This is a genomic window from Curtobacterium sp. PsM8, from assembly GCF_030433875.1.
In the GTDB taxonomy this organism is placed as follows: Bacteria; Actinomycetota; Actinomycetes; order Actinomycetales; family Microbacteriaceae; genus Curtobacterium.
Genome location: NZ_JARUXD010000047.1, coordinates 15,567 through 28,330 on the forward strand (window position 1 = coordinate 15,567; position 12,764 = coordinate 28,330).

The 12,764-nt window shown below is 70.8% G+C and carries 12 protein-coding genes; 6 read left to right on the forward strand and 6 right to left on the reverse strand.

The window, feature by feature from the left end:
• Positions 1-211: 211 nt before the first annotated feature.
• From QCD68_RS11740 to QCD68_RS11760, 5 genes are all read right to left on the reverse strand, one after another.
• Positions 212-1,921 carry a sensor histidine kinase gene (locus QCD68_RS11740; protein WP_301223141.1) on the reverse strand — a complete coding sequence of 570 codons (1,710 nt, stop codon included), beginning with the start codon at positions 1,919-1,921 and terminating at the stop codon, positions 212-214.
• A 68-nt stretch (positions 1,922-1,989) separates the two neighbouring features.
• The gene (locus QCD68_RS11745) at positions 1,990-2,685 is read right to left on the reverse strand and encodes a response regulator transcription factor (protein ID WP_110824090.1); all 696 of its coding nucleotides are present in this window, start codon (positions 2,683-2,685) and stop codon (positions 1,990-1,992) included.
• An 88-nt stretch (positions 2,686-2,773) separates the two neighbouring features.
• Positions 2,774-4,471, reverse strand: a complete 1,698-nt coding sequence (locus QCD68_RS11750) for a DNA repair helicase XPB (RefSeq protein WP_111073784.1) — start codon at positions 4,469-4,471, stop codon at positions 2,774-2,776.
• A 58-nt stretch (positions 4,472-4,529) separates the two neighbouring features.
• Positions 4,530-6,305 carry a helicase-associated domain-containing protein gene (locus QCD68_RS11755; protein ID WP_301223142.1) on the reverse strand — a complete coding sequence of 592 codons (1,776 nt, stop codon included), beginning with the start codon at positions 6,303-6,305 and terminating at the stop codon, positions 4,530-4,532.
• Positions 6,306-6,333: 28 nt separating this feature from the next.
• Complete coding sequence (locus QCD68_RS11760; protein ID WP_301223143.1) at positions 6,334-6,636, reverse strand: multidrug ABC transporter ATPase; 303 nt, start codon at positions 6,634-6,636, stop codon at positions 6,334-6,336.
• 53 nt (positions 6,637-6,689) lie between these two features.
• Between QCD68_RS11760 and QCD68_RS11765 the strand changes: the two genes are divergently transcribed.
• Both QCD68_RS11765 and QCD68_RS11770 read left to right on the forward strand, forming a co-directional pair.
• Entirely contained in the window at positions 6,690-7,067 is a 378-nt protein-coding gene (locus tag QCD68_RS11765) for a cold-shock protein (protein ID WP_111073781.1), read from the forward strand.
• A 1-nt stretch (position 7,068) separates the two neighbouring features.
• Positions 7,069-7,626, forward strand: coding sequence for a DUF3027 domain-containing protein (locus QCD68_RS11770; protein ID WP_301223144.1), 558 nt, complete (start codon positions 7,069-7,071; stop codon positions 7,624-7,626).
• Positions 7,627-7,731: 105 nt separating this feature from the next.
• On the opposite strand, the gene serC is transcribed toward QCD68_RS11770, so the two are convergent.
• Complete coding sequence (gene serC / locus QCD68_RS11775; RefSeq protein WP_301223145.1) at positions 7,732-8,850, reverse strand: phosphoserine transaminase; 1,119 nt, start codon at positions 8,848-8,850, stop codon at positions 7,732-7,734.
• A gap of 194 nt (positions 8,851-9,044) precedes the next feature.
• Between serC and QCD68_RS11780 the strand changes: the two genes are divergently transcribed.
• From QCD68_RS11780 to QCD68_RS11795, 4 genes are all read left to right on the forward strand, one after another.
• Entirely contained in the window at positions 9,045-9,740 is a 696-nt protein-coding gene (locus QCD68_RS11780; protein ID WP_111073778.1) for a metal-dependent transcriptional regulator, read from the forward strand.
• A gap of 51 nt (positions 9,741-9,791) precedes the next feature.
• Positions 9,792-10,334: a hypothetical protein gene (locus QCD68_RS11785; protein ID WP_301223146.1), complete on the forward strand. Its 543-nt coding sequence runs from the start codon at positions 9,792-9,794 to the stop codon at positions 10,332-10,334.
• A gap of 430 nt (positions 10,335-10,764) precedes the next feature.
• Positions 10,765-11,793 (forward strand): C40 family peptidase, encoded by a 1,029-nt coding sequence (locus tag QCD68_RS11790; RefSeq protein WP_301223147.1) that lies wholly within the window; start codon positions 10,765-10,767, stop codon positions 11,791-11,793.
• Positions 11,794-12,216: 423 nt separating this feature from the next.
• On the forward strand, positions 12,217-12,711 hold the full coding sequence (locus QCD68_RS11795; RefSeq protein ID WP_111073774.1) for an HNH endonuclease: 495 nt from the start codon (positions 12,217-12,219) through the stop codon (positions 12,709-12,711).
• Positions 12,712-12,764 lie beyond the last annotated feature (53 nt).

Consider the following 12,764-nt stretch of genomic DNA (forward strand, 5'->3'; position numbering starts at 1 on the left):
CCGTCAGGAGCGGTCGGACGGCTGCGGCGCGCGGTCGGCTCGTCGCCGAGTGGTCACGAACCGTCGCTCCCGCCGACGGAGAACGACGTTCTGTGACCGCTCGGCGGAACTGAGCGGGGAGTCGTGACCGCTCGGCGGGGCGGCGGCGAGGCGAGGCGGGGCGGGGCGGCGGCGAGGCCGGCCGGTACGGCCGCCCCGCGCGAAGCGACCGTCAGGACAGGGCAGGGGTGGCGGGTGCGCCCTCGCGCGGCAGCAGCGGCAGCCACACGCGGAAGGTGGCACCGCCGCCCGGGGTGTCGAACACCTCGACCGACCCGTGGTGCGCGTGCACGATGCCCGACACGATCGCGAGTCCGAGGCCCGAGCCGCCGGTGTCCCGCGCGCGCGAGGTGTCGGCTCGCCAGAAGCGCTGGAAGATCTTCTCGCGCAACTGCGGCGGGATGCCCTCACCGTGGTCGATGACGTCGATGTGGGCCATCTCGCGCTCGTCGTCCACGCCGATGCCGATCTCGATCGGGTCGTCGTGCTCGGTGAACCGCATGGCGTTGCCCATGAGGTTCGTGACGATCTGGCGGACCTTGTTCTCCTCTGCCAGGACGATCGGCGGCCGCTTGGGCAGCACGATCGTCGGCAGGGGAGTGGTCTCGTCGGTCGGGTTCTTGGTGTCGAGGCTCATCGCCCGGGTGCGCCGAGCCCTGAGGCGCGCGATCGTCTGACGTGAGAACGCGATCGGCCCGGTGGTGTTGAGCGGCGGCGAGGCGGGGACGGACGGGCTGCCGGAGACCTCGACGGCGGCACCGAAGGAGCTCATCGGCCGGACCGCCTGCGGGACGTTCTCGCCGGTGAGCGAGTCCTCGACCAGGACCTGGATCTCACGGTCCGGGTTGGAGGCCATCGTGTCGAGCGCGGAGTCGCGGGCGATGGTGACGAGGTCGACCGGGCCGAGCTCGAGCGGCTTCGACTCGTCGATGCGGGCGAGCTGCAGCAGGTCCTGCACCAGGAGGCCCATGCGCTTGGCCTCTTTCTCGATGCGGTCCATCGCCTGCGCGACGTCCTCTTCCTTGCGGAGCGCACCCATCCGGTAGAGCTCGGCGTAACCGCGCAGAGACACCAGCGGCGTCCGGAGCTCGTGCGAGGCGTCCCCGACGAAGCGGCGCATCTGGTCGATCGTGCGCTCGCGGTCCTCGAACGCGTCGTCGATCCGCTCGAGCATGGCGTTGAGGGAGCGGTTCAGCCGGCCGACCTCGGTGTTCGGGGTGTCCGCGTCGAGGCGCTGGTTGAAGTCGCCGGCAGCGAAGCGGGCAGCTGTGTCCTCGACGTTCCGCAGCGGGTCGAACGTGGCGGTGACCAGGAGGCGCGTGAGCATCGCCCCGAGCAGGATCACCGAAATGCCGAACAGCAGGAAGATGACGGTGAACTGCGCGATGGTCTGGTCGGTGCCGGCGCTGGAGACCGCGACGAGCACGTAGCCGGTCTCGGTGGCCCCGGTGGAGAGGTTCTGCAGGTTCGCGGGGATGACCTGGGCACGCCACTCGTGGTTGTGCTGCTCGTCGTACAGGCTGAAGGGCGCCGCGGTGGAGGCCGCCGACGAGAAGCGCACGCGGGAGACGTCCGGCTGCGACGGCGACTCCGTGTCGCAGATCTGCTTGCCGGCGCCGTCGTACGCGGCGACGTAGGAGCTCTTCTCGAGCACCATCGACAGCTTGCAGTACTGCTCACCGTCACTGACGTTCTGGCCTTCGAGCTGCGAGCTCGTGGTCGTCACCTGCGTGTCGAGCTGCCGCATCAGGTACGTGCTCAGGACCGTCATCGTGCCGAGCCCGGCGACGAGCAGGCCGAGCGCGACCAGGAGGACGGTGATCCCGGTGATCTTGGTGCGGAGGGAGATCGCGTCCCACCAGTGACTCATTCGCGCGTGCATGCTTCCCCAACAGTAAGCGGCGGCCGCCGGGGAGAACCCGACGGCCGCCGACAGTCAGCTGTGACTGCTCAGGAGGCCTTGGTCGCCTTGAGCATGTAGCCGAAGCCACGCTTGGTCTGGATGATCGGCTCGGCCGAGTACTGGTCGAGCTTCCGACGGAGGTACGAGATGTAGGACTCCACGATGCCGGCGTCGCCGTTGAAGTCGTACTCCCACACGTGGTCGAGGATCTGTGCCTTCGAGAGCACGCGGTTCGGGTTGAGCATGAGGTAGCGGAGCAGCTTGAACTCGGTGGGGGAGAGTTCGATCTGCGCATCGCCGATGGTGACCTCGTGCGTGTCCTGGTCCATCGTGAGTTCGCCGGCGCGGATGATCGCGTCCTCTTCGTCGTTCATCGTGCGGCGCAGGATCGCCTTGATGCGGGCGACGATCTCGTCGAGCGAGAACGGCTTCGTCACGTAGTCGTCGCCGCCGACCGTGAGACCGGTGATCTTGTCCTCGGTGTCGTCCTTCGCCGTGAGGAAGAGGATCGGCGAGGTGTAGCCCGACGAACGGAGGCGCTTGGTCACGCCGAACCCGTTCATGTCGGGGAGCATGACGTCGAGGATGATGAGGTCCGGCTCCTCTTCGAGCACGGCGGAGATCGCCTGTGCCCCGTTCCCGACCGCCCGCACGGCGAAACCGGCGAAGCGAAGCGAGGTCGTGAGGAGATCGCGGATGTTCGGCTCGTCGTCGACGATGAGGATCTTGGGTCCGTCGGTCATGTGACCATCATCTGGCTGTTCCCTGGCCGCTTCCTGGGAGCCGTTCGTGTGTCGGCTAGGGACCGGGCGCAACCGGCGGCGCGCGTCCCTACGCGACGGGCGCAGCCAGCTGGTCGGCGTCGAGGATCGTGTACGAGTACCCCTGCTCCGCCAGGAACCGCTGCCGGTTCTGCGCGAAGTCCTGGTCCACCGTGTCGCGGGTCACGAGCGTGTAGAACGACGCCGGGACCCCGTCCTTGTTCGGCCGGAGCAGACGCCCGAGCCGCTGGGCCTCTTCTTGCCGGGACCCGAACGAGCCGGACACCTGGATCGCCACGGTCGCGTCGGGCAGGTCGACCGAGAAGTTCGCGACCTTCGAGACGACGAGCACGTCGATGCTGCCTTCGCGGAACGCCTGGTACAGCCGTTCGCGCTCGTCGACGGGCGTCGCACCGGTGATCTCGGCGGCGTCCAGGGACGCGGCGAGTTCGTCGAGCTGGTCGATGTACTGCCCGATCACCAGGATCTGCTCACCGCGGTGCTTCTCGATGAGGTCGCGGACCACCGGGGTCTTCGCCGGGGACGTCGCTGCCAGTCGGTAGCGCTCGTCGTCACTCGACGCCGCGTACTCCAGGCGGTCCTCGTGCGACAGGTCGATCCGGACCTCGTAGCACTCGGCGGGGGAGATGTAGCCCTGCGCCTCGATCTCCTTCCACGGGGCGTCGTAGCGCTTCGGCCCGATCAGGGAGAACACGTCGCCTTCCCGACCGTCTTCACGCACCAGGGTCGCCGTCAGCCCCAGGCGTCGACGGGCCTGGAGGTCCGCCGTCAGCTTGAAGACCGGTGCGGGCAGCAGGTGCACCTCGTCGTAGACCACGAGGCCCCAGTCGAGCGCGTCGAGGAGCGAGAGGTGCGTGTACACGCCCTTCCGGCGGGCCGTGAGGATCTGGTACGTCGCGATCGTGACGGGCCGGATCTCCTTGACGCTGCCGGAGTACTCACCGATCTCGGCCTCGGTCAGGGTGGTGCGGCGGAGGAGCTCCGTCCGCCACTGCCGTGCCGAGACGGTGTTCGTGACGAGGATGAGCGTGGTCGCCTTGACGGTCGCCATCGCCCCGGCACCGACGAGGGTCTTGCCGGCGCCACAGGGCAGCACGACGACGCCGGAGCCCTGCTGGAAGAAGCTGTCGACGGCCTCGTGCTGGTACGGCCGGAGGTCCCAGTCCGCGGTGTCGAGGTCGATCTGGTGCGGCTGCCCCGGGGTGTAGCCGGCGAGGTCCTCGGCCGGCCAGCCGATCTTCACGAGCTCCTGCTTCACCTGTCCGCGGGCCCACGCCTGCAGTTCGACGGCGTTCTCGGAGCGTCGCTCGCCGAGCAGTGGCTGGATGCGCTTGGACCGGACGACCTCGGCGAGGACCGCCGGGTCCGACGCGGTGAGCACGAGGGCGGGCTGCTGCTCGAGCTCCTCGCCCGGGGAGTTCGCGATGACGGGGGCGTCCTCGCGCTCTTCACGCCGGATGACGAGCCGGCCGTACCGCGAGACGGTGTCCTCGATGTCCACCGTCACGCTCTGCGGCACCGGGAACTTCGCGAACCGTTCGAGCGTGTCGATCATCGACGCCGCGTCGTGCCCGGCAGCACGCGCGTTCCACAACCCGAGCCGCGTGATGCGGTACGTGTGCACGTGCTCCGGGGCGCGTTCGAGCTCGGCGAACACCGCCAACGCGTGCCGGGCGTCCTCAGCCTGAGGGTGCGCGACCTCGAGGAGCACGGTGCGGTCACTCTGCACGATCAGCGGTCCGTTCATGACGGATCAGCCTAGGCGGCGCAGCCGGTGCGTGACCCGGTTGTCCACAGCGCGACCGTCAGGCGTCGCTCTCGATGCCGACGACGAGGGACAGCGGCAGCGTCCGTTCGACGTCGACCGCGGTGTCCTTGCCGCGGACGCGCCCGGCGGCGACCGAGGTCGGCACGATCGAGAACGGCCGCTCCGATCCGTCCGGCATCCGCACGGTGACACGGATCGGCGTGCGACCGCGCACCGCCATGTCGATCTGCCGCGCCAGCCACTCCTGCTCCGGTTCCGCGTCGCCGCGTTCCGTCGTCAGGCGCAGACGCTCGACCAGCGCCCGTGCCGCCTGCTCCGGGGACCGGCTCGGTGCGCGTCGTCGGACGGGAGGCCCGGATCGCGTCTCCGGGCGCGCCCCCGCTGCGAGCACGGCCGGGTACCGCTGGTCCTCGAGCGCACTCGCCACGACGTGCGGCGGGTACTTCGTCACGAGGGTGGTCAGGTCGGGCCGCTCCCACGCCAACTGTCGGAGCTCGGCGTCGACCCCGATGAGGTCGAGCTGCTCCGGGGTGCCGTGCAGCACCGAGCCGAGGTCCCCCTCGCCACGGTCCACCACGACACTGCCGTCACGGGTCGCGACCTGGTCGATCAGGTAGGTCAGCGGCTGCGGGACCTCGGTCGCGCCGATCCGGGTGAACAGCGCCACCACGTCGTCGCGGGTGCGGCCGTCACGGAGGGCACGGCGGATCGAGTCCTCCGACACCCGGTAGCGCGCCGCCAGTCCGGGCGCCTCGAGGTCGGCGACGGCGCGGAGGTCGTCGTCGTCGGCGGGTGCGAGCGGACCCGGTGCGATGACGGTGAGGTCCGGCTGCAGGTACACCCCGTCGACCGTGCCGGGCAGGTCGGCCGCGGCGGCAGCACGGGCGGCGTCCGGGTCGTCCCCGAGCAGGGCCCGACCGGTCGTGGTCAGACGGCCGTCGACCGCGAGCCCCAGGACCCGGGCCGTGCCCGAGGCGTCGAGCAGTGCGGCGTCGAGCCAGCGGGAGCCGGCCGGGTACGCCCAGCGGCCGAGCGACACCAGGTCCCCGAGGTCGTCGTCGGCGAGGTCGAGGACCTCGGCCACCGCGGGGTCGAGCGCCGCCCGCCAGTCGTGCACGACCGTGGCCCAGCGTTCCGGCCACGAGGACCGCAGCCAGGTGTGCCCGGCGTCCGAGACCTTCCACGAGCCGTCCTCCGGATGTGCGGCCCCGATCCGGTCGAGCAGCGCCAGACGGTCCGGCACCGCGGCCGCGTCGGCACCCGCGCGCTCGCCGAGCTGTCGGGCGAGGGGCGCACCGATGCCGCCCTTCGCGAGTTCCCGCACGGCACCGGCGTCGGCGGCGCGGAGGAGCTCGGCCAGCACCGTGAGCGTCTCGAAGGCGTGCTCGGCACCGGCAGCGCGGGAGCGGTCGTCGTCGGCGACCGACTGGCGGTCGGAGGTGTCGGGGCGGTCCGGTGCCGTGCCTCCCGGAGCGTCCGTGACGAGTTCCGGGCGTGCGGCGAGTCGTGCGGCGACCGCGTCGTCCACCGCACCGGAGTCGTCGGCGAGGCCGAGCGCGACGGCCGGGGCGAGGTCCTCCGGCGAGCCACCATCACGGAGTGCGACCAGCGCGCGACGCGGGAGCCGCTCGATCGCGGCGTCCACCGCGTCGTCGGTGCGGAGTGCCTCAGCCAGGTCGAAGAAGTCCGCGATGTGCTGCGGACCGGACTCGCCGAGAGCAGCGGTCGGGAGTGCGCGGGCCAGAACGAGTCGTTCCAGCGCGTCGTCCGGGAGCTCGCGCAGTCGTGCGGCGAGGTCCGTCGTGGTCGTCATCGTCCTTCGCCGGCGTCCGGGGCGGACGTCAGCGCGCCTCTGCGCGGTGCTGCCGGGCCTTGCGCGTCCAGGTGATGGCCAGGAGCGCCAGCATGAGCACGAAGGCGATCGGCGGACCGAAGTAGACCACCCCGAGCGCGACCGGCCAGATGCCGTCGCCGGGGATCTGCTTCATCGTCAACCACCCGATGATCATGACGATGAAGCACGCCAGGATGAGGCAGACGATCCCCCCGACCATGAACGCGAGCGTGCGTTCGGTACGATTGGACGTCGCCGGGGATTCCGCAGCAGTGCGGGGGTCCCCGGTGGATCGGGTCGGCTTGGCCATCGGCCCAGGATATCCGACGCACCGCGGCCGTCCATGTAACGAGGAGTCCCAGCATGCCCAGCGGCAAGGTCAAGTTCTACGACGACCAGAAGGGCTTCGGCTTCATCTCCGGAGACGACGGCGACCAGGTCTTCCTGCACGCCTCCTCCCTGCCCGACGGTGTGACCACGGTGAAGGCCGGCACCAAGCTCGAGTACGGCGTGGTGCAGGGCAAGAAGGGGACCCAGGCGCTGACCGTCCGGATCCTCGAGGCCCCACAGTCCCTCGCCAAGATGACCCGGCGCTCCGCCGACGACATGGCCGTGATCGTCGAGGACCTCGTGAAGGAACTCGACCGGATCAGCGGTGACCTGAAGCGCGGTCGCTACCCGAAGAACGGTGAGCGGATCGCCACCATCCTGCGACACGTCGCCGACCAGTTGGACGCCTGAGATGACCACCGACCTCACCGAGCTCGCCCGCGGCGCACTGCTCGAGATCACCCCCGAAGCCACCGTCGGCAGCCCCGTCGGCACCGTGGACGAGGGGGACGGCGTCGTCTCCGTCCTCTTCGCCAACCGCATGCCCGGCTACCCGGGCTGGCGCTGGACCGTCAGCATCGCGCACGTCGAGGGTGACGAGCCCACGGTGCTCGAGGTCGAGCTGATGCCCGGCGACGGGTCGCTGCTCGCCCCGGAGTGGGTGCCGTGGTCCGAGCGGCTGGCGGACTACCGCGCGGCGCAGGACGACGAGGGTGACGAGGAGTCGGACGAGGACGAGGACGACTTCGACGAGGACGACGAGGACGACGACGAAGACGACGAGTCGGATGGCGACGAAGACGACGACGAGTCGGAAGACGAGGACGAGGACGACGAGGACGATGTCCCGCCGCCTCCTGCCCGTGGCCGTCGCCGCACCCGACGTGTCCGCCCGGTCGACCCCGACGACGACCTGGACCTCGAGCAGCTCGACAGCACCGAGGTCGACCCCGGCTTCCACCGGTCCTGACCCCGCAACACGCGCTGTCTCCCTGAAACGCAACGGGGGCGGCATCTCGCAGTGGTACTCCGTTGCGTGATGCCGCCCCCGTTGCGTTCCGCGGGAGGGCGAGGGCTAGCTCGCCAGAGCGGCGACCACGTGGTCGATCGCCCGCGTCAGCAGTGTGACGTCGTCCGGGTCGATCGCGGTGAACGTCGCGACGCGGAGCTGGTTCCGGCCGAGCTTCCGGTACGGCTCGGTGTCGACGATGCCGTTCTGACGGAGCGTGGCGGCCACGGCCTTCGCGTCGATGGAGTCGTCGAGGTCGATCGTGACGACGACCTGCGAGCGATGCGCCGGGTCGGTGACGAACGGCGCCGCGTAGTCGGACGCCTCGGCCCAGTCGTACAGCGTCGCGGACGACGTCTTCGTGCGGAGGTCCGCCCACGCCAACCCGCCGGACTGGTTCATCCAGCGCACCTGGTCGTCGAGGAGCAGCAGGGTCGTGATCGCCGGGGTGTTCAGCGTCTGGTTCAACCGGCTGTTGTCGACGGCGTTCTTGAGCGACAGGAACTCCGGGATGTACCGGCCCGACGCGGCGATCCGCTCGACACGCTCGATCGCGGCGGGGGAGAACAGCGCGAGCCAGAGCCCGCCGTCGGAGGCGAAGTTCTTCTGCGGCGCGAAGTAGTACACGTCCGTCTGGTCCACGTCGAACGCGGCACCACCGGCAGCGCTCGTGGCGTCGACGACGGTGAGCGCGCCGGGGTCCCCGGCGGCGCGGACGACCGGGGCCATGACGCCCGTCGAGGTCTCGTTGTGCGGGTAGGCGTAGACGTCGACGCCCGCGACGATCTCGAGCTCGGCGCGGGATCCGCCAGGGGCCTCGACGACGTGCGGTGCCTCGAGCCAGGGTGCGCCGGCAGCCTTGGCGAACTTCGACCCGAACTCGCCGAAGGACAGGTTCTCGGCCCGGCGCTCGATGAGGCCGAAGGCCGCGGCGTCCCAGAAGGCGGTCGAGCCGCCGTTGCCGAGGACGACCTCGTAGCCGTCCGGCACCTGGAACAGGTCGGCGAGGCCCTGGCGGACCGATCCGACCAGGTCCTTGACGGGCTTCTGGCGGTGCGACGTCCCGAGGACCGTGGCGCCGCGGGTGACGAGGGTCTCGAGCTGCGCTCCGCGGATCTTCGACGGACCACATCCGAAGCGGCCGTCGGTGGGGAGGAGGTCGGCTGGGATGACGATGTCTGCCATGGGCCGATCCTAGCGACGGCGGGGGTCCGCCCGACCTGGACCGACCGGACGGGACGGCGGACCGGCGGCTGTGTGGCGGGGCCGTGCCGGGCCTCCCGTCCGCCGTCCGCGCACAGCGCACGGTGTCGGTGCCGGCTGGTCGGTCCCAGCAAGTAGTGTGGGACGGGCTGGGCCCGGACCATGAGAGGCGGACCGTGACCGATCTCGTCGACACCACGGAGATGTACCTCCGCACCATCCTCGACCTCGAAGAAGAGGGGATCGTGCCGCTGCGCGCCCGGATCTCGGAGCGCCTCGGCCACTCCGGTCCGACGGTGTCGCAGACGATCGCACGGATGGAGCGCGACGGCCTCGTCGTCGTCTCCGGGGACCGACACCTGGAGCTCACCGACACCGGTCGTTCCCGTGCCACCCACGTGATGCGCAAGCACCGGCTGGCGGAGCGCCTGCTCGCCGACGTCATCGGCCTGGACTGGGCGTTCGTCCACGACGAGGCCTGCCGCTGGGAGCACGTGATGAGCGAGCAGGTGGAAGTGCGCCTGCTGGAGATGCTCGGCAACCCGACGGAGTCGCCCTACGGCAACCCGATCCCGGGGCTGGCGGAGATCGGCGGCCCCACGGCTGCCGGGTTCCTCGACGGCGTGCACAACATCGTGGCCGCCACCGACGACACCGACGCCGTGGCGACCGGGGTCATCCGCCGTCTGGGCGAGCCCGTGCAGTTCGAGCCGGAGCTGCTGCACCAGCTGCGGTCGGCCGGCGTGATGCCGGGCCGGACGGCCAGCGTGCAGCGAGCCGGGGCGTACGTGTCGGTCCGCGTCGAGGGCGAGGACTCGGGCATCGAACTGCCGACCGAGGTCGCGCAGCACGTCTACATCAGCGTCGACTGAGAAGCGAGACCAGGACCTGATCGACGGGAAGCCCTGGTGGATGGCGGGACGATGACGACGACGACCACCACACGATGGACCACGGCGAGGCGCGCCGTCGCGGGCATCCTCGTCATGACGGCCACCACCACCGTGCTCGCAGGTTGTGTCCTGCGGGGACCCGACACCGCAGCACCAGGACGAACGGAGCCGACCGTGGACGCCGACACCGCGAAGCAGCAGATGATCGAAGCCGTCGACGACGCCACCGGACGACTCGGTGGGGAGTGGAAGGCGCGCACCGGCCCGGACTACCCGGAAGACTGCGAACTCGAGGACGGCACGCCAGGGGCGCAGTGGCGCTCCCTGACCGGGAGCACGCTCGAGGGGTCGCCCGACGAGGACGCCACCCGCATGGAGGAGCACTGGAAGTCCCAGGGGATGCAGGTCGTCCGCCGCGAGTCGAGCGACGGTCCGGCGGTCATCGGCAGCGGTGGCGGGAAGATCGCGTCGATCAGCGCGTACGCGTACCCCGGGAACTACACCGTGCAGGCGGTCTCGATGTGCTTCCCCGGCAACGCCGACGACATCGCCGAGGACCTCTCCGGCGAGTGACGTGTCGCCCGCTAGCACAGCCCGGGCTGAGGTACCGGGCGTCACAGCACGAGGGTCTGTTGGTGGACCGGGATCGCCGCGGTGAGCTCGCGCCTGGGTCCTCGTGGTGGCGAACCATACGGGGTACGAGCCGGGGGTACAAGACCGGTTCTGGGCCGATCTGCATGGTCCGGCCCGCCTGAGAGAATCGGTAAGACCCTCTGACCAGGGGTTCTTCACCGAATCGTTACCGGATCACGGTTTCATCTCGACATGGCGACAGTGCACCCGTACACTCGACGAGTCCCCGGGAGCAGCGATCGCGGGGGCCCGTGGCAGGACGTCTCATGACCCGTCTCCTGCCTGAGTCGGAAACGATGACGAACGGATGGGGTCGTACGCGCCGGGCCACCCTCCCGGCGGGTGCTGACGAGGCGCCGGAGACTCCCCCTTGACCCACACCGGAACCGCCGCGGACGACTCGACGACCGCGAACCCGACGAACACCGGTGACGCCGCAGCTCCCCTCACCCGCAGGGCAGCACGCGAAGCAGCGGAGCGCGCCTCCCGCCGCCCGCTCGCCCGCACGGCGTCCACCCCGGCCCGCACGGCCTCCGCCCCGGTCGCCCGCACGCAGGCCCCGCGCACGGCGGCCACCCCGGTCCGTGCCGGTAGCGCGCTCGGCGTCGCCCGCACCGCGACCCCCGCTCCGAAGCCGACCGCTGCCTCGCGCAAGCGCCGCTTCATGGCCCCCGTGGTCCTTGCGGTCGCCGCCGGCATGTTCGGCACGATGGCCGTCCCCGCCGCCTTCGCGAGCACGCAGCCGAGCACCACAGCCGAGACGGCCCAGCAGTCGCTCGTCGCCGCCCAGTCGCAGGAGTTCGACGTGTCGGCAGCAGCCGGCGTCGCCGACACCTCGCGCGACGGCTTCGGTGCGACCTCGACCGCGACGCTCACCGCCCGCGCCGACGCCGAGCGTGCGAAGCAGGTCGAGGCCGCCCGCGCCGCCGCTGCCGCCCAGTACGCCTACAAGGGCAAGACGGCGAAGGACTACCTCGCCAGCTCGACGACGAACACCGCGAGCACGACGTCGTCCGCCGCGACGGCCGCCACCCCGGTCCCCGCCGGCACCCCGTTCTCGCTGCCGGCAGTCGTCGCGACCGCGAAGCAGTACATCGGCACCCCGTACGTCTTCGGCGGCGCCACCCCGGCTGGCTTCGACTGCTCCGGGTACGTCATGTACGTCTACGCGCAGTACGGCATCAACCTGGCGCACTCGGTCCCGCTGCAGGACCAGGCCGGCACGACGATCCCGACCTCCGAGGCCCAGCCCGGCGACGTCGTCATCTTCAACAACGAGGCGCACGACGGCTTCTACATGGGCAACGGCATGATCATGGACGCCCCGAAGCCCGGCGGCGCGGTCTCGATCCGCCCGATCTGGACGAGCGACTACCACATCGTCCGCTTCGGGATCTGACGACCAGACCCCACCCTCCGGTGACCCCGGCCGACGCGCTGCCGTCGAGCATGTGAACACCGTCAGAACCGGCCCCGCACCTCTCGTGCGGGGCCGGTTTCTGGGTTAGCCTGCACGCATCGGTTCGACTCGACCCGAACGGGAGACCACATGTCGACGTCACGCACGACCCGCACCATGGGTCGGCGCGCGCGCGTCGACATACGGACGACCACCGCCTGCGTGCCCCGGCACGCGCGCGACTGACCAGAGCACTGCCCTGACGGGTGGTGCTCTTCGTGTTTGCGGACCTCCCCGCCCCTGGCGGAGCGGTCCGGCCGGCCCCTGCCCCGGGGTGCCGGTGGCTCTGATCACCCGCTCGACGCCGACCGGCCCGGTGCCCGTACCGCCTGGAAGCCGTCCAGGCACGTCGGAAGGGAACCCATGCGCACTCTCGTCCTCAACGCCGGTTACGAGCCCCTCGCGGTGATCTCGTTCCGTCGAGCCCTGGTCCTCGTCATGAACCAGAAGGCCTCCGTCGTGGCCGCCGACACCATGCACCCGGTCACGGGCGCGGCCGTCAGCTTCGACCGTCCGTCCGTGATCATCCTCACCCGGTACGTGCGGATCCCGCAGTCCCGGCTCATCCCGGTGTCCCGCCGCGGGGTCCTCCGCCGCGACGCCAACCGCTGCGCCTACTGCGGCCGGAACGCCACCACGATCGACCACGTGCAGCCCAAGTCGCGCGGTGGTCGGGACTCGTGGGAGAACCTCGTCGCGTGCTGCCTGGCGTGCAACAACGTCAAGGGGGACCGCACTCCGCGGGAGATGGGCTGGGCACTGCGCTTCCCGCCGAAGGCCCCGCACGGGTCGGCGTGGGTGGTGCGCGGGATCGAGCGTCCGCAGCCGGACTGGGACGAGTACCTGGTCGCCGCGTAGGCGGCGTCGCTGCCGCGAGGCGGACGGGAGGCCCGTGGTGCGGTGACCACGGG

Bases quoted from the DNA above. Each gene is read 5' to 3' on its own strand.
- QCD68_RS11740 (WP_301223141.1), bottom strand. From the start codon at position 1,921: ATGCACGCGCGAATGAGTCACTGGTGGGACGCGATCTCCCTCCGCACC.
- QCD68_RS11750 (WP_111073784.1), bottom strand. From the start codon at position 4,471: ATGAACGGACCGCTGATCGTGCAGAGTGACCGCACCGTGCTCCTCGAG.
- QCD68_RS11760 (WP_301223143.1), bottom strand. From the start codon at position 6,636: ATGGCCAAGCCGACCCGATCCACCGGGGACCCCCGCACTGCTGCGGAA.
- serC (WP_301223145.1), bottom strand. From the start codon at position 8,850: ATGGCAGACATCGTCATCCCAGCCGACCTCCTCCCCACCGACGGCCGC.
- QCD68_RS11755 (WP_301223142.1), bottom strand. From the start codon at position 6,305: ATGACGACCACGACGGACCTCGCCGCACGACTGCGCGAGCTCCCGGAC.
- QCD68_RS11745 (WP_110824090.1), bottom strand. From the start codon at position 2,685: ATGACCGACGGACCCAAGATCCTCATCGTCGACGACGAGCCGAACATC.
- QCD68_RS11765 (WP_111073781.1), top strand. From the start codon at position 6,690: ATGCCCAGCGGCAAGGTCAAGTTCTACGACGACCAGAAGGGCTTCGGC.
- QCD68_RS11795 (WP_111073774.1), top strand. From the start codon at position 12,217: ATGCGCACTCTCGTCCTCAACGCCGGTTACGAGCCCCTCGCGGTGATC.
- QCD68_RS11770 (WP_301223144.1), top strand. From the start codon at position 7,069: ATGACCACCGACCTCACCGAGCTCGCCCGCGGCGCACTGCTCGAGATC.
- QCD68_RS11785 (WP_301223146.1), top strand. From the start codon at position 9,792: ATGACGACGACGACCACCACACGATGGACCACGGCGAGGCGCGCCGTC.